The following is a 22,674-nucleotide window of genomic DNA, read 5'->3' as shown; positions in this document are numbered from 1 at the left end:
TTGGCCCGTTGCACACCCCGCGGTTTCGGGCCCTGGGGGGTGAAGCCCCTGGAAACCCCCCAACCCCAAGGGAATACCCTCCCCCTGGGGGCCCCCCCCCCCCCCCCCCCCCGCCGTCGTATGCCGGGGAAGGACTCCGGAACCCGGTCTCGGGACCCGGATCTCAGGGCCGGTCGTCGCTGTCCCGACCGACCAGCCCCGCCTCGTACGCGGCGATCGCCGCCGCCACCCGGTTCCGTACGCCCAACTTGGCCAGGATCGCGCTGACATGGGCCTTCACCGTGCCCTCGACCAGATGCAGGCGTCGGCCGATCTCCGCGTTCGACAGCCCCGCGCCGACCAGCGCCAGGACATCGTGCTCCCGCCCGGTCAGCCGTTCGGCCAGCGGTCTCACCACCGCCGCGCCCGGCCGGCCGGTCCGCAGCCCGGCGACGACACGGGCCGCGACCCTCGGTGAGAGGTACGCGCCGCCCCCGGCCACCGCGTGCACGCCCGCCAGCAGCTCCCTGGGGTCGTCCGCCTTGAGCAGGAACCCGTCGGCCCCGCCGCTCAGCGCGCGGGCGATGAAGTCGTCCTCGCCGAAGGTCGTCAGCATGACCACCGCCGTGCCGGGCAGCTCCCGGTGGATGTGTTCCGCGGCACGGATCCCGTCGAGGCCCGGCATCCGGATGTCCAGCAGGGCTACGTCCGGGCGGTGTTCACGCACGGCGTCGACGGCCTCCCGCCCGTCCGCCGCCTCCGCGACGACCTCGATCACCGGATCCCGCGCGAGGATCGCGCGCACCGCGGCGCGGATCAGCGCCTCGTCGTCCGCCACCAGCACTCTGACCACGGACGGATTTTACCGAGCGGGGCCGCGGAGGGGTCCCCGACGAAAGTCGGGGGTGCGCTCACCGGCGGCTCGCCGATCCCGGCACGACATCCTTGGAGACCAGCCGGGAGCCGCTGTAGCAGAGACGGTAGACGTCCACCTGGTCGAGCAGGCTGCCGCTGGACCGGTAGTGGGCGCAGACGGTCCCGACGAGCCGGGGACGCGCCTTGACGGCGTCGGAGACGTAGGGGAACTGCCGCGCCGGGAGGACATGGGCGAACTCGGCGCGGTCCTGGCCCACTCGGAGCTGCGCGTAGTCGGCGGGCCGCAGCACACAGGTCGCGAGCTGGAACGCGGCGTAGGCGGCGGAGCCGAGGGCGACGAGCCCGAATCCGCCGGGCACCACGAACGCGGCGGCGAAGCGCAGCCGGGCCCTTCGCCGGGCGGTGGTGAGCTGCCGTGCCGACTCGGGAGCCGGCTCCGACCCGGCCCCGGCGTACCCGTCGGCGTCCGCGTACCGGTCGGTGCCGGTGCCGGGGTGGCCTGCGACAGCCCCGGACTCCCGCGGTGGGCGGTCCGGGCCCACCCGGTCCGGCACCGTGGCGGCGACCTCGAACCCGGTCCCGTGCGGCCCGGCCCGCAGCGTCCCGCCGACCACCCCGACCCGCTCCCGCAGCCCGGTCAGACCGTGGCCTCCCGATACCGGGCCCGGCGGTGCCGGCGGCTTCCCCGCGTCCCCGGCCGAGTTGGTCACCCGTACGTCCGTGCGCCCTCCCTCGTGCGTGATCCGCACCTGTACCGCTCCCCCGGGCGCGTGCTTCGCCGCGTTGGTCAGCGACTCCTTCACCACCCGGTGGACGGCGCGGTCGACGAGCGGGGAGAGGCCGGGCGGCGCCGGGGTGCCGTCGCGCCGCAGGTCCACCGCGACGCCGGAGTCCCGTGCGCGGGCGACCAGTTCCTCGACGGACTCGTCCGACGGCGCGGCGGCGCGGTCGCCCTCGTCGTCGCGCAACACCCCCACGGTGTCCCGCAGATGACCGACGGCGTCCGACACGGCTGCCCGCAGCTCACCGAGATCCGCCCGGTCCCGGCCGGTCAGCGTGGGCGAGAGCTCCAGGGCGCCGGCCCGCAGCGCGATCAGACTCAGTTCGTGCCCGAGCGAGTCGTGCATGTCGGCGGCGATCCGGGTCCGTTCCCGCAGCCGGGCCTGTTCGGCGACCAGCCGCTGCTGGCGCTCCAGGAGTTGTGCCCGCTGCCAGCCGCCGCGTACGAAGGCGAGCTGGGCCTGCCAGTAGCGGCCGAGGAGCCAGGGCAGCAGCAGCGCCAGGGGGAAGACGGTCAGCGTGTAGTACCACCACACGGCTTCCCCGCCCAGCACGGCGCAGAGCGCCAGATCGAGCGCCAGACAACCGCCGAACGCCGACAGGGCGGTGCGGACGGTGGTCGGTCCGGTGCCCAGGAGACAGGCGGAGACGGCCAGCGCCACGATGTACGCGTTGGCCGGGGTGACGGGGTGCGCGAGGCCGATCGCGCACAGGGCGTTGACCGCGTGGAGGGCGGCCACCGGCCACCGGCGGCGGGCCGGGACCGCAACGGCGAGTACGGCCAGCGGCAGCACCAGTTCCAGCGCGAGGGATGATTCGGGGTGGCCCACGAACCAGACGAGCGCGAACCCGGCCAGGGCGAGCCAGAGGGCGGTGTCGCGCACGACGGGACCCGCCACCGTCCAGCCGCCCGTACCACTGGCCGCGCCCGTTCCGCCGTCCCGGGCCGTGTCGCCGTTCCCTCCCCGCCACCGCACCGTCCGAGGCTATCGAACGGCCGCGCGGCGGACAGGGGGCCGGTGGAGCGGGCACGGCGGTGCTGTCCGATTCGTTCAAGACCGCCGGGACGGGCCGCGCCTACCTTGGGCGCATGACTCCACGACTCGATCTGATCGGCATCGTCACCTCCGACATGGCGGCCTCGCTCGCCTTCTACCGCAGGCTCGGCCTGGACATTCCCGCCGACGCGGACTCCGCTCCCCATGTGGAGGCGGTCCTGCCGGGCGGCATGCGGCTGGCGTGGGACACGGAGGACGTCGTGCGCTCCTTCGACCCCGGCTGGACCCCGCCGTCGACCGGCGACCGGCTGGGGCTGAACTTCCTCTGCGACAGCCCCGCCGACGTCGACGCCGTCTACGCGGAGCTGACCGGCGCCGGGTACCGCGGGCACCTCAAGCCGTGGAACGCGGACTGGGGCCAGCGCTACGCCGTCGTGCTCGACCCGGACGGCTGCGGCGTCTCGTTCTTCGCCAACGCCTCGTAGGCACCGAGCGTCAGTCCGGTCAGATCACGTGTCTCCCTGGCGAGGTGCGCCTGGTCGGCGCAGCCGGCGGCGACGGCCGCCTCCGCGTACGGCACCGAGGCCCGTACGAGCGCGAGCGCGCGCTGGAGCCGCAGGACGCGGGCCAGGGTCTTGGGGCCGTAGCCGAAGGCGTCCAGGGACCGCCGGTGCAGCGCGCGGGTGCCGAGACCGGCGCTGTCGGCGACGGAGGCGACCGTGTGCCCCGCGTCGAGCCCCTCGACGACGGCGCGCAGCAGCGGGTCGGGCGGTCCGGTGACGGCGAGGCGCCGCAGCGCGACCGTTTCCAGGAGGGCGGCCGGGTCGGTGGCGGCGGCGAGGCGTTCGGCGATCTCCCGTGCCTCCGGGCCCGGCCACAGGTCGGCGAGTTCGACGCGCCGGTCGCGCAGTTCGTGCGCCGGTACGCCGAGCAGCGCCGGCGCGACGCCGGGCGCGAGGCGGACCCCGACGACATCGGTGAAGCCGCCGGCGCCTTTCGACAGCTTTGGGGCGAAGGCGTGCGTATCGGGCCCGGCGACGGTCAGCCGGCCGCCGGTCCAGAGCAGATCCATGCAGCCGTCCGGGAGGACGGGGTAGAGGGGGCCGTCGTCCCGCTCGGGCGCTGTCCGGCCCCATACGACGACGCCCTCGACTTGCGACGCCCGTTCCCTGTACACGTCTCCAGGCTACCGGCGGCGCCCCGTGGCCCGCCGGCGGAGATCAGGGCCGCTGCTCCTTGTCGCGGCCCGAGCCGAACCGTGACTTGAGGTCGTCCGGCGGCAGGAAGCGGGACCACCTCTCGGGGAATTCGGAGGGCATGTCGGGGTCGGGGCCGTAGTCGGTGTCGTCCGGCTCCTCCGACAGCGCCTCGGTCCTGGCCACCAGCTCCGCCGCGTGCGCCGCGCGCAGGCGTTCGTTGGCCGCGCGGGCCGCCGCCGTGGCGACGGACGGCCAGACCCGGTCGATGGCGGCGTTGACCGCCGCGCCGACCAGGACCGCGAAGGCCGAGATCCCGATCCACAGGAGGACCGCGATGGGCGCGGCGAGCGATCCGTAGATGGTGGGGCCCTCGACCGTACTGGTGAGGTAGATCCTCAGCAGGAAGCTGCCGAAGACCCACATGGCGAGGGCGACGAGCGCGCCCGGCACGTCCTCTATCCACGGCGACCGCGCGGGCACGGACACGTGGTAGAGCGTGGTCAGGAAGACGACGGAGAGCAGGATCACCACGGGCCAGTACAGGACGCTGGCCAGCTCCGTGCCCCACGGGATGATGTCGACGACCCTGTCGGGCCCGACCACGGCGAGGGGCAGCACCACGGCGCCGATGAGCAGCGCCACGATGTAGAGGAGGAAGGCGAGCAGCCGGGTGGCGACGATGCCGCGGCGGCCGTCGAGTCCGTACATCACGGTGATGGTGTCGATGAAGACGTTCACCGCGCGGGAGCCCGACCAGAGCGCGATGGCGAATCCGATGGAGATGAGGTCGGGACGTCCGCCGTGCGTGACGTCCGCCAGCAGGGGTCTCGCGATCTGGTCGACGCCGCGGTCCGAGAGGACCGTGCCGACCGCGGTGAGGATGTTCTGCTCGATCGACGCCACGGTGGTGGTGTCGGTCCAGTCGTCAATGTACCCGAGCAGGCCGAGGAGACCCATCATCAACGGGGGCAGGGAGAGCAGCGTGAAGAACGCGGCCTCCGCGGCGAGACCGAGAATCCGGTACTCGATGCACGAGTTGACCGTGTCCTTCAGCAGCAGCCAGGCCATCCTCCGCTTGGATACGTTGCGGTAGAGGGCACGGACCCGGCGGAGTCGGCCCGATGGCCGCTCGGGTGTTTCGTTCGCTGCCTGCACCTCCTTACCGTAGCGGCATGACTGCCAGCACTCACACAGTGACCAACCAGGTTCCGCCCCTGGTGGGGTACGACGTCTTCACCGGTGACCGGGTCCTCACGGAGGGGCTGGAGCGGCACGCCTCCCCCGAAGTCCTCGACGAGGCACGGTCGGAGCTGTCCGCGCTCGGTCTGGAGGCCGGTTCGGCGCGGGCCCAGGAGTGGGGGGCCCTGGCCAACGAGAACCCGCCGAAGCTGCGTACGCATGACCGGTACGGCAACCGGATCGACGAGGTGGAGTTCCATCCGGCCTGGCACCAGCTCCTGGACCGGGCGGTGTCGGCGGGCCTGACGGACGCCTGGGGCAGACCGGACGGGCATCTGCGCCGGGCCGCCGGGTTCCACGTGTGGACGCAGGCGGAGGCCGGCAACGGCTGTCCGCTGTCCATGACGCACGCGGCGGTGCCCGCGCTGCGTACGGAACCGGATTTGGCCGCCGAGTGGGAGCCGCGGCTCACCTCGCACCGGTACGAGCCCGGGCTGCGGCCCGCCGCCGGGAAGGCGGGGGCGCTGTTCGGGATGGGCATGACCGAGAAGCAGGGCGGCAGCGACGTACGGGCCAACACGACGGCCGCACGGCCGCTGGACGCCGACGGCGAGTACCTGCTGACCGGTCACAAGTGGTTCTGCTCCGCGCCGATGTGCGACGGGTTCCTGGTGCTTGCGCAGGCACCGGCCGGACTGACGTGCTTCCTCGTGCCCCGGGTGCTGCCGGACGGCACGCGCAACGTGTTCCTGATCCAGCGGCTGAAGGAGAAGCTGGGCAACCGGTCGAACGCGTCGAGCGAGGTGGAGTTCGACGGCACGTGGGCCCGCCGGGTCGGCGAGGAGGGGCGCGGGGTGCGCACCATCATCGAGATGGTGGCGGCGACCCGGGTGGACTGTGTGCTCGGATCGGCGGCGCTGATGCGGCAGTCGGTGGTGCAGGCGGTCCATCACGCCACGTACCGCTCGGCGTTCGGGGGTGAGCTGATCGACAAGCCGCTGATGCGCAACGTACTGGCCGATCTGGCGCTGGAGTCGGAGGCGGCGACGACGCTGGCGCTGCGGCTGGCGGCGGCGCAGGACGCCGTGTCGACCACCGGGTCGGAGGCGGAGCGGGCGTTCCTGCGGCTCGCGGTGCCGACGGCCAAGTACTGGGTGACGAAGCGGTGTACGCCGGTCGCGGCCGAGGCGCTGGAGTGTCTGGGCGGCAACGGTTACGTCGAGGAGTCGGGGATGCCGCGGCTGTTGCGCGAGTCGCCGCTCAACTCGATCTGGGAGGGCTCGGGGAATGTGCAGGCGCTCGATGTGCTGCGGGCGCTCCAGCGTGAGCCCGGGGCGCTGAACGCGTTCCTCCAGGAGGTGGGCCGGGCGCGGGGCGCGGACCACCGGCTGGACGGGGCGATCAAGGACCTGCTGACCGAACTCGCCGATCTGGACGGTGTCGAGGCCCGCGCGCGACGCCTGGTGGAGCGGATGGCGCGCGTGCTCCAGGGGTCGTTGCTGGTGCGGTGGGCGCCGCCGGCGGTCGCGGACGCGTTCTGCGCGTCACGGCTCGGCGGCGACTGGGGGTCGGCGTTCGGCACGCTGCCGCACAGTCTGGACCTGGAGTCGGTGGTGACGCGGGCGCGGGTGGCCGGCTGAGCCGTGGGCGCCCGGCCGTGGCCGGCGCGGTGTTCCCGGTCCGGGGCCGTGGGTGGTGCTGCGCCGACACGGCACCACCCACGACTTGCTGTCACCCTCACGTATGGGGGCGGCGGTTCGCCAGGGTTGCAAGTGGTTGCAGAAAATCTGCGAACCGCCACCCCCGCGCGGAGCCGGAACGGCACGATGGAGCGAGCGGAGCGATCAGCTCCGCATAATGCGGAATCGATACATCGCCGGCGGCCGGGGGCCTGATGAAGCACACACCGCTCAGCATGTCCCGCCTGGCGGCGATGGACGGTGGCCGCGCGACCCGGCTGCTCCAGGAGATCAGGGAGGCGTCGCTGGCCGGTGACCGGCCACCGGTGCCGCCCCGGCCCGTCATCGAGGCGTCGTGGAGGCGGATGCGGCGCCTGGGCGTGAACCCCCACCGGGAGACCGGACCGGTGGCGATGTCAGCGGAGGAACTCGAACACCGGCGCCGTACATCGGCACTCGGAGAGGTGATACGCGGCGTCTGCGAGGGGCTCGGCGGCTTCGTCGACGCGTCGCTCCAGATCCTGGTGGTCTCCGACGAACAGGGCAGGGTCCTGTGGCGCGAGGGCAACGCCGGGGTGATGCGGCGGGCCGACAGGATCAGCCTGGAGGAGGGCGTCTCCTGGGCCGAGCGGGCCACGGGGACCAACGCCATCGGTACGGCGCTGGCCGCCGGGGTCCCGGTGCAGGTCCACTCGGCCGAGCACTTCGTGCACACCCTGACGCGGTGGACCTGCGCGGCGGCGCCGGTGCACGACCCGCGCGACGGCCGGCTGCTGGGCGTGGTCGACGTGAGCGGCCCGGCGACGAGTTTCCATCCGACGACGCTGGCGCTGGTGACCGCCGTCGCCAGGCTCGCCGAGGGCGAGCTGCGCGAACGGCACCTGCGGGCGGTGGAGCGGCTGCGCTCGGTGGCGGCGCCGATCCTGTGCCGGGTGGGCGGGCGGGCGGCGGCCGTCGACACGCACGGCTGGACGGCCGCCGTGAAGGGGATGGCGCCGGTCGACCGGCTGCCGCTGCCCAAGTCGGTGCGGCCGGGGCGGCTCTGGCTGCCCTCGCTCGGCATGTGCACCGTCGAGCCGCTGCCCGGCGGCTGGCTGCTGACCGTGGAGGAGGAGCCGCCGCCGGACTCGCCGAGCACGGTCGTGCTGGACCTGAGCCGGCCCCGACGCTGGTCCGTGACGGTCTCGGGGGCGGCGGGCAGCTGGGCGCAGGAGCTGACCCCGCGCCACGCGGAGCTGCTGTACGTGCTGGCCGTGCGCCGGGACGGCCGGAGCGCGGCGGAGCTGGCGGCCGACGTCTTCGGGGACCCGACGCGCACGGTGACGGTGCGGGCCGAGATGTCGCGGGTGCGGCGCCATCTGGCGGGGGTGCTGGCCCACCGGCCGTACCGCTTCAAGGAGGAGGTGGAGGTGACGGTCGTCGGGCCGGACCGCCCGGCGGATCTGCTCCCCCACTCGACGGCCCCCGCGGTGGCGGCCGGAAGGGCCGCGAATGACCCCTCGCGGCCGGTTTGGCCGGAGGAGGGCCGCGTGATTCCCTGACGCCCATGAGCATCACTGTGACCACCTGGTCCCTGGAACAGACCTCACCGGCCGATCTGCGGCCGGCCACCGCGCCCGAGGGGGACGTGCGGATCGTCCGGTCCGAGGTCCCCTCGGCGGAGTTCAGCCGGTTCCTCTACACCGCCGTGGGCGGTGACATCCGCTGGACCGACCGGCTCTCCCTGTCGTACGAGGAGTGGCACGAGGCGGTCGCGCGGCCGGGCGTCGAGACCTGGGTGGCGTACGAGAGGGGCACCCCGGCGGGTTACGTGGAGCTGGAGGCGCGGGGCGACGGCACGGTCGAGATCGTGTACTTCGGGCTCATCCCGGCCTTCCGGGGCCGCCGTATCGGCGGTCATCTGCTGTCGTACGGTGTGGCGCGCGCCTGGGACATGGGTGAGCGCGGGGCGGAGCGGACCCCGACGAAGCGGGTCTGGCTGCACACCTGCTCCAAGGACGGGGAGCACGCGATGGAGAACTATCTGCGGCGTGGTTTCACCCTCTTCGACACGAAGGTGACCGAGGAGCCCGACGTGGCGGCGCCCGGCCCCTGGGCCGGTGCCCACCCCGCAGCTCATACCGGATAGTGGGACACTCCCGTCCACATCGTGGATCGTGGTGGACTGCCCTCAGATCCGCGTGCCACGCTTCCTCCATGTCTACAGCTGGAATTGCCTTGGTGAGTCGGCGGCACGTCGATCTCGGCCGCATGTCCAGCGCCATCTGTCGACCGAGCTGACCAGCACAGCTCCAGTCGCTCCCCCTCGCTCGTCCCTCGCTCTCTCCTCCCTCTGCGCACCGCTGCGTCGCCGGCCCCGTGTGCGGGTCAGAGCCGCCCTCCCGTAGTCCCGAAGGACGTATCCAGCCATGGCCGCCACCCCTGAGAAGACCCCTGCCGCCACGCCCCGCCGCAAGGTGAGCCGTCACCGCGGCGAGGGCCAGTGGGCCGTGGGCCACTTCACTCCCCTCAACGCCAACGAGCAGACCAAGAAGGACGACGACGGTCTCAATGTGCGGACACGCATTGAGACGATCTACTCGAAGGCCGGATTCGACTCCATCGACCCCGCCGACCTGCGGGGACGGATGCGCTGGTGGGGGCTGTACACCCAGCGCAAGCCCGGCATCGACGGGGGCAAGACCGCGATCCTGGAGCCGGAGGAGCTGGACGACAAGTACTTCATGCTCCGCGTCCGGATCGACGGCGGCCGGCTGACCACCGAGCAGCTGCGGGTCATCGGCCAGATCTCGCACGAGTTCGGCCGGGACACCGCCGACATCACCGACCGGCAGAACATCCAGCTGCACTGGATCCGGATCGAGGACGTGCCCGAGATCTGGCGCCGGCTGGAGGACGTCGGCCTCTCGACCACCGAGGCCTGCGGCGACACGCCCCGCGTGATCCTCGGCTCACCGGTCGCGGGCGTGGCCGAGAACGAGATCATCGACGGCACCCCGGCGATCGACGAGATCAACGCCCGGTTCATCGGCACCAAGGAGTTCTCGAACCTCCCGCGCAAGTTCAAGACGGCCGTCTCGGGATCGCCGCTGCTCGATGTGGCGCACGAGATCAACGACATCGCCTTCGTCGGTGTCGAGCACCCCGACCACGGCCCCGGCTTCGACCTGTGGGTCGGCGGCGGACTGTCGACCAACCCCAGGATCGGGGTCCGGCTGGGCGCCTGGGTCCCGCTGGACGAGGTCGCCGACGTGTGGGCCGGTGTCATCGGGATCTTCCGCGACTACGGCTACCGCAGGCTGCGCACCCGTGCCCGGCTGAAGTTCCTCCTCGCCGACTGGGGAGCGGAGAAGTTCCGGCGGATCCTCCAGGACGAGTATCTGAAGCGGACGCTGATCGACGGCCCCGCGCCCGCCGTCCCGGTGGCCGAGTGGCGCGACCACGTCGGTGTGCACCGCCAGAAGGACGGCCGCTTCTACGTCGGCTTCGCGCCGCGTGTCGGCCGGGTGGACGGTCCGACGCTGAAGAAGATCGCGGACCTCGCCGAGGAGCACGGCTCCGGCCGGGTGCGGACCACCGTCGAGCAGAAGATGATCGTGCTCGACGTGGCCGAGGACCGGGTCGAGTCGCTCGTCGCGGGCCTGGAGTCGCTGGATCTGCGGGTCGCGCCGTCACCGTTCCGGCGCGGCACGATGGCCTGCACCGGTATCGAGTTCTGCAAGCTGGCGATCGTCGAGACCAAGGCGCGCGGCGCCTCGCTGATCGACGAACTGGAAGCCCGTATCCCCGACTTCGACCAGCCGATCACCATCAACGTGAACGGCTGCCCCAACGCCTGCGCCCGTATCCAGGTCGCGGACATCGGTCTCAAGGGGCAGCTGATGCTGGACGGCGACGGCAACCAGGTCGAGGGCTATCAGGTGCACCTCGGCGGCGCGCTCGGTCTGGAGCCCTCGTTCGGCCGCAAGGTCCGCGGTCTGAAGGTCACCGCCGCCGAACTCCCCGACTACGTCGAGCGCGTCCTGACCCGCTTCCAGAAGGAGCGCGAGAGGGACGAGCGGTTCGCCACCTGGGCGGCCCGCGCCTCCGAGGAGGCGCTGTCGTGAGCGAACGCGCCGCCCCGTTCCACTGCCCCTACTGCGGCGACGAGGACCTGCGCCCCCATGAACAGGGCCACGGCGCCTGGGAATGCGGGGCCTGCAACCGGGCCTTCCAGCTCAAGTTCCTCGGGCTGCTGACCCGCGGGCTGACGACGGACGACGGAGGGGAACGGATATGACGGCTCTCACCGGGACCGGCACAGAGACGGCCGACGACAGGCGGGCGGTTGACGAGAAGGCCGCCGCGCTCAGGGACCTCGCCGAACGCGCGGGCCGCGAACTGGAGGACGCGTCCGCCCCGGAGATCCTGACGTGGGCCGCCACCACCTTCGGCGCGCGCTTCTGCGTCACCTCCTCCATGGAGGACGCGGTCGTCGCCCACCTCGCCTCCCGCGCCCTGCCCGGCGTCGACGTGGTCTTCCTCGACACCGGCTACCACTTCCCCGAGACGATCGGCACCCGTGACGCCGTCGCCGCCGTCATGGACGTCAACGTCATCACGCTCACCCCGCGCGCCACGGTCGCCGAACAGGACGCCGAGCACGGCCCGGCGCTGCACGACCGCGACCCCGACCTGTGCTGCGCCCTGCGCAAGGTCAAGCCGCTCGAAGAGGGCCTGACCGCGTACGACGCCTGGGCGACGGGGCTGCGCCGCGACGAGTCGCCGACCCGCGCCGGTACCCCGGTCGTCGGCTGGGACGACAGGCGCCGCAAGGTCAAGGTCTCCCCGATCGCCCGCTGGACCCGGCAGGACGTGGAGGCGTACGTCGCCGAACACGGCGTCCTCACCAACCCGCTGCTCCAGGACGGCTACGCCTCCGTGGGCTGCGCGCCCTGCACCCGCCGGGTGCTGGAGGGCGAGGACGCCCGCGCCGGCCGCTGGTCGGGCAACGCCAAGACCGAATGCGGGCTGCACTGATGAGCCCCGTCGAGCAGGGCGCGACGATCTGGCTCACCGGACTGCCCAGCGCGGGCAAGACCACCATCGCCCTCGCACTCGCGGACCGGCTGCGCGCCGAGGGCCACCGCGTGGAGGTCCTGGACGGCGACGAGATCCGCGAGTTCCTCTCCGCGGGCCTCGGCTTCAGCCGCGAGGACCGGCACACCAACGTGCGCCGTGTCGGGTTCGTCGCCGAACTGCTGGCGTCGAACGGCGTCAAGGCGCTGGTGCCGGTGATCGCCCCGTACACCGACAGCCGCGAGTCCGTGCGCGAACGCCACCGGAGCGAGGGCACCGCGTATCTGGAGGTGCATGTCGCGACCCCGGTCGAGGTGTGCTCCGTACGGGACGTGAAGGGCCTGTACGCGAAGCAGGCGGCCGGCGAGATCAGCGGTCTCACCGGTGTCGACGACCCCTACGAGGCCCCGGAGGAGCCCGATCTGCGGATCGAGTCGCACACGCAGTCCGTGCAGGAATCCGCGGCGGCGCTCCACGCGCTGCTCACCGAGAGGGGCCTGGCCCGATGACCACCACCGTCGCATCCGTCACCGGCGGCACCGATGGCAGCGACCGCGGCGAGGGGTCCGCGGCCACCGGCTCCGCCGAGGCGCCGTACGCGCTGAGCCATCTGGACGCCCTGGAGTCGGAGGCCGTGCACATCTTCCGGGAGGTCGCGGGCGAGTTCGAGCGGCCGGTGATCCTCTTCTCCGGCGGCAAGGACTCCATCGTGATGCTGCACCTGGCGCTGAAGGCGTTCGCACCCGCGCCGGTGCCCTTCACCCTGCTGCACGTCGACACCGGTCACAACTTCCCCGAGGTGCTGGCCTACCGCGACCGCACGGTGGCCGAGCACGGGCTGCGTCTGCACGTGGCGTCCGTGCAGGAGTACATCGACGCCGGGACCCTGCGCGAGCGCCCGGACGGCACCCGCAACCCGCTCCAGACCCTGCCGCTGACGGAGAAGATCCAGGCCGAGCGGTTCGACGCGGTCTTCGGCGGTGGCCGCCGCGACGAGGAGAAGGCGCGGGCGAAGGAACGGGTGTTCTCGCTGCGCGACGAGTTCTCGCAGTGGGACCCCCGCCGGCAGCGCCCCGAGCTGTGGCAGCTCTACAACGGACGGCACGCGCCGGGCGAGCACGTCCGGGTCTTCCCGCTGTCCAACTGGACCGAGCTGGACGTGTGGCAGTACATCGCACGCGAGGGCATCGAGCTGCCCGAGATCTACTTCGCGCACGAGCGTGAGGTCTTCAACCGCCACGGCATGTGGCTGACGGCCGGCGACTGGGGCGGCCCGAAGGACGGCGAGCCCACCGAGACCCGCCTCGTGCGCTACCGCACCGTCGGCGACATGTCCTGCACGGGCGCCGTCGACTCCGACGCCACCACGCTGGACGCCGTCATCACGGAGATCACCGCCTCCCGGCTCACCGAGCGCGGCGCCTCCCGCGCCGACGACAAGATGTCCGAGGCCGCCATGGAAGACCGCAAGCGCGAAGGGTACTTCTGACAATGAGCACCGGACACCCGGCCACCGCCGACCAGTTGGCCGAGCAGCTCTCGGCCACCACCCTGCTGCGCTTCGCCACCGCCGGCTCCGTGGACGACGGCAAGTCCACGCTGGTGGGGCGGCTGCTGCACGACTCGAAGTCCGTGCTCACCGACCAGCTGGAGGCCGTCGAGCGCGCCTCGCTCGGCCGCGGCCAGGACACCCCGGACCTGGCGCTGCTGACCGACGGGCTGCGCGCCGAGCGCGAGCAGGGCATCACCATCGACGTCGCCTACCGCTACTTCGCCACGCCGCGGCGCCGGTTCATCCTCGCCGACACCCCCGGGCACGTGCAGTACACCCGGAACATGGTGACCGGCGCCTCCACCGCCGAACTGGCCGTCGTACTGGTCGACGCGCGCAACGGCGTGGTCGAGCAGACCCGCAGGCACGCGGCGGTCGCGGCCCTGCTCCGGGTCCCGCACGTGGTGCTGGCCGTGAACAAGATGGATCTCGTGGCGTACGCGGAGCCCGTGTTCGCCGCGATCGCCGAGGAGTTCACCGCGTACGCCGCCTCGCTCGGCGTCCCCGAGGTCACCGCCGTCCCGATCTCGGCGCTGGCCGGGGACAACGTGGTGGAGCCCTCGGGACACATGGACTGGTACGGCGGGCCGACCGTCCTGGAGCACCTGGAGACCGTCGCCGTCAGCCACGACCTCGCCGGCTGCCCGGCCCGCTTCCCCGTCCAGTACGTGATCCGGCCGCAGAGCGCCGAGCACCCCGACTACCGCGGCTACGCGGGCCAGATCGCCTCCGGCGTCCTGCGGGTCGGCGAGGCCGTGACCGTACTGCCGTCGGGCCGCACCAGCACCATCGAGGGCATCGACGCGCTCGGGGAGAGCGTCGACATCGCGTGGGCGCCGCAGTCGGTGACGATCCGGCTGGCGGACGACGTGGACGTCTCGCGCGGCGATCTGATCGCGCCCGGCTCCGGTCTGCCCGCGAGCACACAGGACGTCGAGGCGACCGTCTGCCATGTCGCGGACCGGCCGCTCACCGTCGGCCAGCGGGTGCTGCTGAAGCACACGACCCGCACGGTGAAGGCGATCGTGAGGGACATCCCGTCCCGGCTCACCCTGGACGACCTGTCGCAGCACCCCGCGCCGGGGCAGCTCGTCGCCAACGACATCGGCCGGGTCACGCTCCGTACGGCCGAACCGCTGGCGCTCGACTCCTACCGCGACTCGCGGCGCACCGGCTCCTTCATCCTGATCGACCCGGCCGACGGCACCACGCTGTCGGCCGGCATGGCGGGCGACTCGTTCGCCGCCGAACCGCCGCCGGCCCCGGCGGACTCCGCCGACGACGAGGGCTGGGACTTCTGATGCCCGTCGAGTGGGTGGACGCGTTCGCGACGTTCGCGAAGGAGGGCGGCCGGGTCGGCAGCGGCGCCCTCGGCGCGGGAACCGGCGGGGTGGCGCGATGTGCGTGCTGACGTACGCGCACCGCACGCGCGCCCAGGGCACCGGCGCGACCGCCGTGTCACGCCCGCCGCATCCGTTCCGCCGAAGACCTGCCGACCTCCCGGCCACGCCGCCTCGCCACCGAGGGGCGTGAGCACGGGCAGACGAGAGGAAGACCTCCCGTGCCAGCCACCCGCACCACCCGGCACCGCCGGCGTACCGTCGCCGCCGTCGCGGCCCTGCCCCTCCTCGCCGTGCTGCTCGGCGCCTGCGGCTACGGCTCCGAGAGCGAGAAGGACGAGAAGGCCGCCCCCGCCGCCGAGGGCGAGAAGATCGGCGGACTCGGCGAGGTGAAGATCGGCTACTTCGCCAACATCACGCACGCCACCGCACTGGTCGGACTCCAGGAGGGTCTGATCCAGAAGGAGTTGGGCGGCACCAGGATCAAGCCGCAGGTCTTCAACGCCGGCCCCTCGGAGATCGAGGCGCTCAACGCGGGGGCGATCGACATCGGATGGATCGGCCCCTCCCCCTCGATCAACGGCTTCACGAAGTCGAAGGGCCAGAACCTGCGGATCATCTCCGGCTCGGCATCCGGCGGTGTCTCGCTCGTCGTGAACCCGGAGAAGATCAAGTCCCTCGACGACCTCAAGGGCAAGCGCATCGCGACCCCGCAGCTCGGCAACACGCAGGACGTGGCGCTGCTCAACTACCTGTCGGAGAAGGGTCTGAAGGTGGACACCAACACCGGCAAGGGTGATGTCACCGTCATCCGGCAGGACAACAAGCAGATCCCGGCATCCTTCGAGTCCGGTTCGCTGGACGGCGCGTGGGTGCCCGAGCCGACCGCGTCGAAGCTGGTCGCGGGCGGCGGTTCGGTGCTGCTGGACGAGAAGAAGCTGTGGAAGGACGGCAAGTTCGTCATCACGAACGTGATCGTCTCCCAGAAGTTCCTCAAGGAGCACCCGGACGTCGTCGAGGCGGTGCTGCGCGGCTCGGTGAAGACGAACGCCTGGATCAACGAGAACCCGGACGAGGCGAAGGCCGCGGCCAACGCCAAGCTCAAGGCGGACTCCGGGGCGGCGCTGCCGCCCGAGGTGATCGACCCGGCGTGGAAGAACGTCGACATCACCGACGACCCGCTGGCCTCCACGCTGAGCCTGTCGTCCGAGCACGCGGTGAAGGCGGGCCTGCTCGAGGACCCGCTGCTCGACGGCATCTACGACCTGTCGCTGCTCAACAAGGTGCTGGAGGCGGACGGCAGACCCGCGATCGACGACGCCGGTCTCGGCGCCGAGTAACCGGGCGCCCCGAGCAGCCGACCCGTCGTCCGACCCGACCCGCAACCGGATCGCCCCCAGGAGGTGTGACTCATGGCCACCGCACTCGTCAAGCCGGCCGAAACGGTCGACACACAGCCGTACGCCACCCGTCTCGACCATGTGTCCAAGTCGTTCGGCCGGCCCGGCGGCCGTCAGCTCGTGCTGGACGACGTCAGCCTCGACGTGGCGCCCGGCGAGTTCGTCACCCTGCTGGGGGCGTCCGGCTGCGGAAAATCCACCCTGCTCAACCTGGTCGCCGGGCTCGACCTGCCGTCGGCGGGGTCCATCGACGTCCCCGGCGGCCGGCCCGCGCTGATGTTCCAGGAGCACGCGCTGTTCCCGTGGCTCACCGCGGGCAGGAACATCGAACTCGCCCTGAAGATGCGGGGCATGGCCAAGTCCGAGCGGCGCGGCGAGGCCGAACGGCTCCTTGGGCTGGTACGGCTGAAGGGCGCGTACGGCAAGCGGGTGCACGAGCTGTCCGGCGGTATGCGCCAGCGTGTGGCGCTGGCCCGCGCGCTGGCGCAGGACAGCCAACTGCTGCTGATGGACGAGCCGTTCGCCGCGCTCGACGCCATCACCCGGGACGTGCTCCACGAGGAGCTGACCCGGATCTGGGCCGAGACGAACGTGTCGGTCCTGTTCGTCACGCACAACGTCCGCGAGGCGGTGCGGCTCGCGGAGCGCGTGGTGCTGATGTCGTCCCGGCCGGGGCGGGTCGCGCGCGAGTGGCGTATCGACATCCCGCAGCCGCGCCGGATCGAGGACGCCGCGGTGGCCGACCTGTCCGTGGAGATCACCGAAGAACTGCGGGGGGAGATCCGCCGACATGGCCAGCACTGAGACCGGGGTACCGGGCGCCGCCGGGGCGGCCGGGTCCGGGGACGGCTCCGGGGGCGGCGCGTCCGGTCCGGAGCCGTCGAGGAGCCGGAAGAGTCCGAAGGTGTCCAAGGGAGACCTGGCGGGTCTGGAGGCCGGCCTGGACGCGCTGGAGACCAGGACCGCCGAGCGGGTGTCGCCGGGCGGCGTCCTGCTCTCCAAGATCGTCCCGCCGCTGGTGGCGGTCGTGCTGGTGGTCACGGTCTGGCAGCTCGCCGCCGCCTCCGACCTCAAGCCCGACTACGTGCTGCCGGGGCCGCTCGACGTCTGGCGGTCCATCGAGAAGATGTGGCTGGACGGCACGCTGCTCGGCTACATCTGGACCAGCGTCTCGCGGGGTGCGCTGGGCTTCGCCGTCTCCGTCGCCATCGGTACCCCGCTCGGGCTGCTGGTCGCACGGGTCAAGGTGGTACGGGCCGCGATCGGACCGATCCTCTCCGGCCTCCAGTCCCTGCCGTCCGTGGCCTGGGTGCCGGCGGCGATCATCTGGTTCGGTCTGACCGACGCCACCATCTACGCGGTGGTGCTGCTGGGCGCCGTACCGTCCATCGCCAACGGTCTGGTCGCGGGCGTCGACCAGATCCCGCCGCTGTATCTGCGGGCCGGGCGGACCATCGGCGCCACCGGCGTCAACGGTATCCGGCACGTCCTGCTGCCCGCCGCGCTGCCCGGCTATCTGGCAGGCTTGAAGCAGGGTTGGGCGTTCTCCTGGCGTTCGCTGATGGCCGCCGAGCTGATCGCCAGTTCGCCCGACCTCGGTACGGGACTCGGCCAGCTCATGGAGAACTTCCGCACCTACAGCGACATGTCGGGTGTGCTGGCCACGATCATCCTCATCCTGATCGTCGGCATCGGCATCGACCTGCTGTTCTTCTCGCCCCTGGAGCGCCGCGTCCTGCGCAGCCGCGGTCTCCTGGTCAGGAGCTGATCCCCGTGTTCCCCACCCCCGCCGGCCGGCCCGTGCTGGTCGTCGTCGCCCACGGCAGCCGCGACCCCCGGCACGCCGCGACCGTGCACGCGCTGGTGCGCCGGGTGCGCGCGCTGCGGCCGGGGCTGCGGGTGGAGGCGGGGTTCCTGGACTTCGACACCCCCTCGGTCCCCCGCGTGCTGGAGCGGCTGGACGCGGAGGGGGTACGGGACGTGGTGGCGCTGCCGCTGCTGCTGACCCGCGCCTTCCACGCCAAGTCCGACATCCCGGCCGTGCTGCACGAGGCACGGGCGCGGCTGCCCCGGCTCTCCGTACGGCAGGCCGATGTACTCGGCCCGTCGTCGCTGCTGACCGAGGCCCTGGAGCGCCGGCTGTACGAGGCCGGACTGCGGCCCGGTGACAAGGGCTCGACCGGGGTCGTGCTGGCCTCGGCGGGCTCGTCCGACCCGGAGGCGATCGCGGTGATCGCTCATGTCGCGCGGGAGTGGCGGCGCACCGGCTGGTGTGCCGTGCGGCCCGCGTTCGCCTCCGCCTCACTGCCGCGCACCGAGGACGCGGTGCGCGAGCTGCGCGCGGACGGGGTACGGCGGGTGGCCGTGGCCCCGTACGTGATCGCGCCCGGCCGGCTGCCCGACCGCATCGCGGGCGGCGCGCACGCGGCGGGCGCGGACGTGCTGGCCGATGTGCTGGGCCCCGCACCGGAGTTGGCGCGGCTGCTGGTGCGGCGGTACGAGGCCGCGAGGGGCGCCCGGCGGGTCGCGGCCCTGTCGGCCTGACGGACCCGGACGTCGGGGTCCCGTCCGGCGGGTCAGCCGAAGTCGAGGCCGCCGGCGCGGTTGCGCGAAGTCGACCCCGGTGCGGTGTTCCTGATCGTGCACACCACCGGGGCTGGGCCCCGTGCTCCGGGCCGTTCGTACCGCGATCGGGTGGGCCACTTCGCACGGGGGCGCTGTCCCCGGCCGCCGGACGGACTACGTGGCGGCGTCGATGATCCTCAGCAGTTCGGCGACGGGCAGCGAGCCCGCCGGCCTCCGCTCGCGGGCGAAGGTGTTGGCGACGCGCTGAAGGGTCTCGTTGACCGGTGTCGGCACGCCGTGCTCCCTCCCCAGCAGGGCTATCTCGCCGTTGAGGTAGTCCGACTCGATCGTGCCGGTGCCCCGGCTCAGGCTCTGCCAGGACGAGCCGGCGCCACCCTCCGGCACGGCGTACGGGTCGAAGCTCATCCTGCTCCGGACCTCCTCCTGCTCCCGGGCGCCGACGTGGGCGACTCCGGCGGCGTCGAGTACGGCGCGGCCCTCGCTGAGCGTACGGGCGGCGAGCTCACGGGCCTCGTCACTGAGAATGCGGCCGGTGACCGCCTCCAGCGCGTTGGCGAGGTTGGCGATCAGCTTGCCGTACTTCCAGCGCATCGGGTCCGGTACGACCGGGGCCAGTAGCCGGGACTTCTCCAGGTCGGCGGCGATCCGGGCGGCGGTCTCGTCGGTGCCGGACGGGTAGCGGCCGAGATGCAGGGTGCCGGTGTACGGGGTGCCCCCGGCCGAGACGGCGCCCGGCTCGACATGGGTGGCGGGAAGCCAGACGCACATGGCGTACACGTGCCGGAAGCGGCGCAGGGCGAGGCGCTCGCCCTCCACCCCGTTCTGCGCGCAGACCAGCGGAAGCCTCTCCCCGGCGGTCCCGCCGCCGGCGACCGGCCGCCCGGCCCAGGTGTCCAGGGCGGCCGTGCTGTCCTGGGTCTTCACCGAGAGCAGCAGGACGTCGTCGGGGCGCAGGTCGATCTCGTCGGGCCGCGCGGCGACGGGCGGACGGTGCACCCGGGTGCCCTCGGGGGTGGTCAGCCGCAGACCGTGGTCGCGCAGGGCCAGGTGGTGCGCGCCGCGGGCCACGAGGACGACGTCGTGCCCCGACTCGGTGAGCCGGCCGCCGATACTGCCGCCGACGGCGCCCGCCCCGACGATGATGTAGCGCATCCCGACTCCGTTCCGTCCGACCGCGGGTTCGATTCGTGCCGAGCATAGATCCCGTCCGGAAAGCCCCCCGGGGCGGTCGCCACGAGGTGGTCGGCCGCGCCGCCCGGAGGGCGGGAACCGCTGGTCGCTGTACCGTGAAAACATGCCGTCCGCCGACGCGCAGAGGCGCGAGTCCGAGGAGCTGTGGCGCGGGCCGGGGGCCGTTGTCGCCCTGGCCGTGGTCGTCCTCGCGCTGGTGCTGGCCGCCGATGTGCTCGGCGGGTACCGGATCCGGCTGGGCGGCATCATGCTGGCCCTGCCCGCGCTGGCGGCGGTGTTCACCGGCCCCCGGGCGGTCGCGGTGATCGCCGGGGCCATGATGCCCGCCTATGTCGTGACCCTCGCCGAGAACCACCGGCTGAACTGGGAGGACGCGCCGGTCGCCATCGCGACGGCGGTGGTCATCAGCGCGGCGGCGGTGGGCGCGGCGGCGGTGCGGGAGAGACGGGCGCGCCAGCTCGCGCAGTCACGCCGGGTGACCGCCCAGACGCAGCGGACGCTGCTGCGTCCGCTGCCGCCCCGGCTGGGCCCGGTGGAGATCTCGTCGTCGTATCTGGCGGCCGACGCGGAGTCCATGCTCGGCGGTGACCTGTACGCCTGTGCGATGGTCGACGGGCGACCACGGGTGATCATGGGGGACGTCCAGGGCAAGGGGCTGTCCACCCTGGAGATGGTGCTGTTCGTACTGAACGCCTTCCGCCGGGCCTCCTGGCAGGGTGTCGCACTGCCCGATCTGCCGGGCTTCCTCGACGACGCGGTCCGCAGTGAGCTGGAACTCGCCAGGGACATGGCCCACGACAGCGGCGACGTCACCCAGGAACCCGAGATGGGGCGCCGACTGCGGGAGTCCTTCGTGACCGCCGTCGTGGTCGAGGTCTCCCGCGAGGGCGACGAGGTGCGGCTGGTCAACTGCGGTCACCCGGCGCCGCTGCTCCTGCACGCCGGGACGGCGCGGGAGCTGCCGTCACCGAAGCCCGGGCTGCCGATCGGGCTGCTCGGCCTCGACACCACGCCCGTGCACGTGGAGAGTCACCCCATGGAGCCGGGCGACACCCTGCTGCTCTACACCGACGGCCTCGCCGAGGCGCGTGACGGGTCCGGCGCGTTCTACCCGCTCGCCGAACGCGTCGGCCGGTGGACCGACCAGCCCCCGGCGACACTGCTCGACACCGTCAAGGACGACCTGCGACGGCACGCCCACCTCGATGACGACGTCGCCATGGTCACCCTCCGGCGGTCCGCCGCCCGGCGGACCGGGTGAGCCCCGCGCCGCTGCCCGATCGGACCGCCCGGTTGAACACCGACTGACATGGGGCCAGTTGGTGTCCTAGGATTCCGGCATGGCTGTCATGTCGCGCCTTTCGCCGCGCCGCTGTTGTTGTCGCTGACGCCTGCTTCCGCGTTTCCCGCGCCGTTCCCGCACGGTCCCGGCCGTTCCTGTCCGGTCGCCCCCGTTCCTCCACTCCTCCGAGGAGTTCCGCGATGACCCCTGCCCGCCGTTCCGTGCTGAAGCTGCTCGCCGCCGCCCCGGTGGCCGCGCAGGTCGGCACTGCCACGCCCGCCCAGGCCGCCCCGAGCGCCTTCGGAAGCGCCCCGGGCGCCGCCCCCGGCATCGTCAAGCCGCTGCCTCCCGAGCTGTTCACCATTCGCGGCACCAACGCCGAGGCCAACTTCGCCGCCCTGCGCGACATCGGCCTCCACACCCCCGTGGAGCGCTTCTTCGTCCGCAACCACACCACCACTCCCGTCCTGGACGCGGCGTCCTGGAGCCTGACGGTGTGGGGCAGTGGTCTGCGCGGCGGTCCGGTCCGCTTCACGTACGACCAGCTCCGCCGGCTGCCCGCCGTCACCCGTGACGTGGCCGTCGAGTGCGCGGGCAACGGCCGCAGCTTCTACACCTCGCAGCAGGGCGACACCGTCTCCGGCACGGCCTGGACGCTCGGCGCGATCGGCGTGGCCCGCTGGCGCGGCGTCCGGCTCTCCGACGTGCTGCGCCGCGCCGGGGTCGGTGCGCACGCGGTCGACGTGATGCCCCGCGGACTGGACGCCGACTACGTCACCGAGGGCGTCAACCTGGGCCGGGTGCGCCGCCCGCTGCCGTTGGCGAAGGCTCTGGACGACGTGATCCTGGCGTACGAGATGAACGGCGAGCCGCTGCCGTACGACCACGGCCATCCGGTAAGGGTCGTCGTGCCGTCCTGGGTGGGGATCGCCTCCATCAAGTGGCTGGGCGACATCGAGGTGAGCGCCGAGCCGCTGAGTTCGCCCTGGAACACCGACTTCTACCGGCTGTTCGGCCCGGCCCATCCGCCCGGCGGCAGCGCCCCGCTGACCCGGCAGACAGTCAAGTCCGGCTTCGAGCTGGCACCGGACACCGTGCTGGCCGCCGGGCGCGACCACCTGCTGACCGGTCGCGCCTGGTCGGCCCACGCGCCCGTGCGGCAGGTCGAGTTCAGCACCGACGGCGGCGCCCGCTGGCAGCGGGCGCGGCTGCGGGACACACCCCGCCGCAACGGCTGGGTCCGCTGGTACGCGCCCTGGCGCCCCCGGACCACCGGGCCGGCAGAACTCCTGGCGCGGGCCACGGACACGGCGGGCAACACACAGCCCGAGCGCGCGGTGCCGAACACGCAGGGATATCTCTTCGACGCGGTGATCAGGGTTCCGGTCACGGTCGGCTGATCTTCCGCCGCGGGTTCATGTCGGGCGTATGGCGGCGGTACGAAGCCCTTGTTGCCGTATCGCTCATTCGGACCGGGCCCCTTGCCCATGGCTCGGAACCGCCGCTAGCTTCGCGGGCATGTCCATGTCCCAGCGGCTGAGCAGGCGACGCGCCGTCGATCTGATGCGCGTCGCC

At 72.6% G+C, this 22,674-nt stretch carries 22 protein-coding genes; 17 read left to right on the top strand and 5 right to left on the bottom strand.

What is annotated here, in order from left to right; genetic code table 11:
* Window positions 1-163: 163 nt before the first annotated feature.
* Both ACZ61E_RS02635 and ACZ61E_RS02630 read right to left on the bottom strand, forming a co-directional pair.
* The gene (locus tag ACZ61E_RS02635) at window positions 164-823 is read right to left on the bottom strand and encodes a response regulator (protein WP_469697129.1); all 660 of its coding nucleotides are present in this window, start codon (window positions 821-823) and stop codon (window positions 164-166) included.
* Window positions 824-890: 67 nt separating this feature from the next.
* Window positions 891-2,612 carry a sensor histidine kinase gene (locus ACZ61E_RS02630; RefSeq protein ID WP_469696939.1) on the bottom strand — a complete coding sequence of 574 codons (1,722 nt, stop codon included), beginning with the start codon at window positions 2,610-2,612 and terminating at the stop codon, window positions 891-893.
* 113 nt (window positions 2,613-2,725) lie between these two features.
* Between ACZ61E_RS02630 and ACZ61E_RS02625 the strand changes: the two genes are divergently transcribed.
* Window positions 2,726-3,118, top strand: a complete 393-nt coding sequence (locus ACZ61E_RS02625; protein ID WP_469696937.1) for a VOC family protein — start codon at window positions 2,726-2,728, stop codon at window positions 3,116-3,118.
* Here the strand turns inward: ACZ61E_RS02625 and ACZ61E_RS02620 are convergent.
* Both ACZ61E_RS02620 and ACZ61E_RS02615 read right to left on the bottom strand, forming a co-directional pair.
* Window positions 3,058-3,810, bottom strand: a complete 753-nt coding sequence (locus ACZ61E_RS02620) for a helix-turn-helix domain-containing protein (RefSeq protein ID WP_469696936.1) — start codon at window positions 3,808-3,810, stop codon at window positions 3,058-3,060. The two genes, ACZ61E_RS02625 and ACZ61E_RS02620, sit on opposite strands and share 61 nt — an antisense overlap.
* A 43-nt stretch (window positions 3,811-3,853) precedes the next feature.
* Window positions 3,854-4,987, bottom strand: a complete 1,134-nt coding sequence (locus tag ACZ61E_RS02615; RefSeq protein WP_469696934.1) for a YihY/virulence factor BrkB family protein — start codon at window positions 4,985-4,987, stop codon at window positions 3,854-3,856.
* 17 nt (window positions 4,988-5,004) lie between these two features.
* On the opposite strand from ACZ61E_RS02615, the gene ACZ61E_RS02610 reads away from it, so the two are divergent.
* The 14 genes from ACZ61E_RS02610 (at window position 5,005) to ACZ61E_RS02545 (ending at window position 18,584) form a co-directional block, all read left to right on the top strand.
* Window positions 5,005-6,651 carry an acyl-CoA dehydrogenase family protein gene (locus tag ACZ61E_RS02610; RefSeq protein ID WP_469696932.1) on the top strand — a complete coding sequence of 549 codons (1,647 nt, stop codon included), beginning with the start codon at window positions 5,005-5,007 and terminating at the stop codon, window positions 6,649-6,651.
* Between the two features lie 254 nt (window positions 6,652-6,905).
* The gene (locus ACZ61E_RS02605) at window positions 6,906-8,231 is read left to right on the top strand and encodes a GAF domain-containing protein (RefSeq protein ID WP_469696930.1); all 1,326 of its coding nucleotides are present in this window, start codon (window positions 6,906-6,908) and stop codon (window positions 8,229-8,231) included.
* Window positions 8,232-8,236: 5 nt separating this feature from the next.
* Entirely contained in the window at window positions 8,237-8,818 is a 582-nt protein-coding gene (locus ACZ61E_RS02600; protein WP_469696928.1) for a GNAT family N-acetyltransferase, read from the top strand.
* Window positions 8,819-8,886: 68 nt separating this feature from the next.
* Complete coding sequence (locus ACZ61E_RS02595) at window positions 8,887-8,970, top strand: putative leader peptide (protein WP_443076890.1); 84 nt, start codon at window positions 8,887-8,889, stop codon at window positions 8,968-8,970.
* A gap of 128 nt (window positions 8,971-9,098) precedes the next feature.
* On the top strand, window positions 9,099-10,796 hold the full coding sequence (locus ACZ61E_RS02590; RefSeq protein WP_469696927.1) for a nitrite/sulfite reductase: 1,698 nt from the start codon (window positions 9,099-9,101) through the stop codon (window positions 10,794-10,796).
* Window positions 10,793-10,969 carry a hypothetical protein gene (locus ACZ61E_RS02585; RefSeq protein ID WP_469696926.1) on the top strand — a complete coding sequence of 59 codons (177 nt, stop codon included), beginning with the start codon at window positions 10,793-10,795 and terminating at the stop codon, window positions 10,967-10,969. Before ACZ61E_RS02590 ends, ACZ61E_RS02585 begins: the two co-directional genes overlap by 4 nt.
* Window positions 10,966-11,709, top strand: a complete 744-nt coding sequence (locus ACZ61E_RS02580; protein ID WP_469696924.1) for a phosphoadenylyl-sulfate reductase — start codon at window positions 10,966-10,968, stop codon at window positions 11,707-11,709. Before ACZ61E_RS02585 ends, ACZ61E_RS02580 begins: the two co-directional genes overlap by 4 nt.
* On the top strand, window positions 11,709-12,257 hold the full coding sequence (gene cysC / locus ACZ61E_RS02575; RefSeq protein ID WP_469696922.1) for an adenylyl-sulfate kinase: 549 nt from the start codon (window positions 11,709-11,711) through the stop codon (window positions 12,255-12,257). The genes ACZ61E_RS02580 and cysC overlap by 1 nt, the downstream gene beginning before the upstream one ends.
* Window positions 12,254-13,237, top strand: a complete 984-nt coding sequence (gene cysD, locus ACZ61E_RS02570) for a sulfate adenylyltransferase subunit CysD (protein ID WP_469696921.1) — start codon at window positions 12,254-12,256, stop codon at window positions 13,235-13,237. The genes cysC and cysD overlap by 4 nt, the downstream gene beginning before the upstream one ends.
* Window positions 13,238-13,239: 2 nt before the next feature.
* A complete protein-coding gene (locus tag ACZ61E_RS02565; protein ID WP_469696919.1) occupies window positions 13,240-14,601 on the top strand; it encodes a sulfate adenylyltransferase subunit 1 in 1,362 nt (453 codons plus the stop codon).
* 260 nt (window positions 14,602-14,861) lie between these two features.
* Complete coding sequence (locus ACZ61E_RS02560) at window positions 14,862-15,980, top strand: ABC transporter substrate-binding protein (RefSeq protein ID WP_469696917.1); 1,119 nt, start codon at window positions 14,862-14,864, stop codon at window positions 15,978-15,980.
* Window positions 15,981-16,052: 72 nt separating this feature from the next.
* On the top strand, window positions 16,053-16,844 hold the full coding sequence (locus ACZ61E_RS02555; RefSeq protein WP_469696915.1) for an ABC transporter ATP-binding protein: 792 nt from the start codon (window positions 16,053-16,055) through the stop codon (window positions 16,842-16,844).
* Window positions 16,831-17,808: an ABC transporter permease gene (locus ACZ61E_RS02550; RefSeq protein ID WP_469696914.1), complete on the top strand. Its 978-nt coding sequence runs from the start codon at window positions 16,831-16,833 to the stop codon at window positions 17,806-17,808. The genes ACZ61E_RS02555 and ACZ61E_RS02550 overlap by 14 nt, the downstream gene beginning before the upstream one ends.
* A gap of 5 nt (window positions 17,809-17,813) precedes the next feature.
* Complete coding sequence (locus ACZ61E_RS02545; RefSeq protein WP_469696912.1) at window positions 17,814-18,584, top strand: sirohydrochlorin chelatase; 771 nt, start codon at window positions 17,814-17,816, stop codon at window positions 18,582-18,584.
* Window positions 18,585-18,779: 195 nt separating this feature from the next.
* Here ACZ61E_RS02545 and ACZ61E_RS02540 read toward each other — a convergent pair whose 3' ends face one another.
* A complete protein-coding gene (locus ACZ61E_RS02540; RefSeq protein ID WP_469696911.1) occupies window positions 18,780-19,778 on the bottom strand; it encodes a ketopantoate reductase family protein in 999 nt (332 codons plus the stop codon).
* A 142-nt stretch (window positions 19,779-19,920) separates the two neighbouring features.
* Here ACZ61E_RS02540 and ACZ61E_RS02535 point away from each other — a divergent pair, with 142 nt between their 5' ends.
* Both ACZ61E_RS02535 and ACZ61E_RS02530 read left to right on the top strand, forming a co-directional pair.
* On the top strand, window positions 19,921-21,078 hold the full coding sequence (locus ACZ61E_RS02535) for a PP2C family protein-serine/threonine phosphatase (RefSeq protein WP_469696910.1): 1,158 nt from the start codon (window positions 19,921-19,923) through the stop codon (window positions 21,076-21,078).
* Window positions 21,079-21,299: 221 nt separating this feature from the next.
* Window positions 21,300-22,499 (top strand): sulfite oxidase, encoded by a 1,200-nt coding sequence (locus tag ACZ61E_RS02530; RefSeq protein WP_469696909.1) that lies wholly within the window; start codon window positions 21,300-21,302, stop codon window positions 22,497-22,499.
* Window positions 22,500-22,674 lie beyond the last annotated feature (175 nt).

This window comes from Streptomyces sp. NPDC104581 (assembly GCF_055583685.1).
Note: the sequence above shows the minus strand (reverse complement) of the source record. Positions and strands in the feature narration are given on the sequence as shown.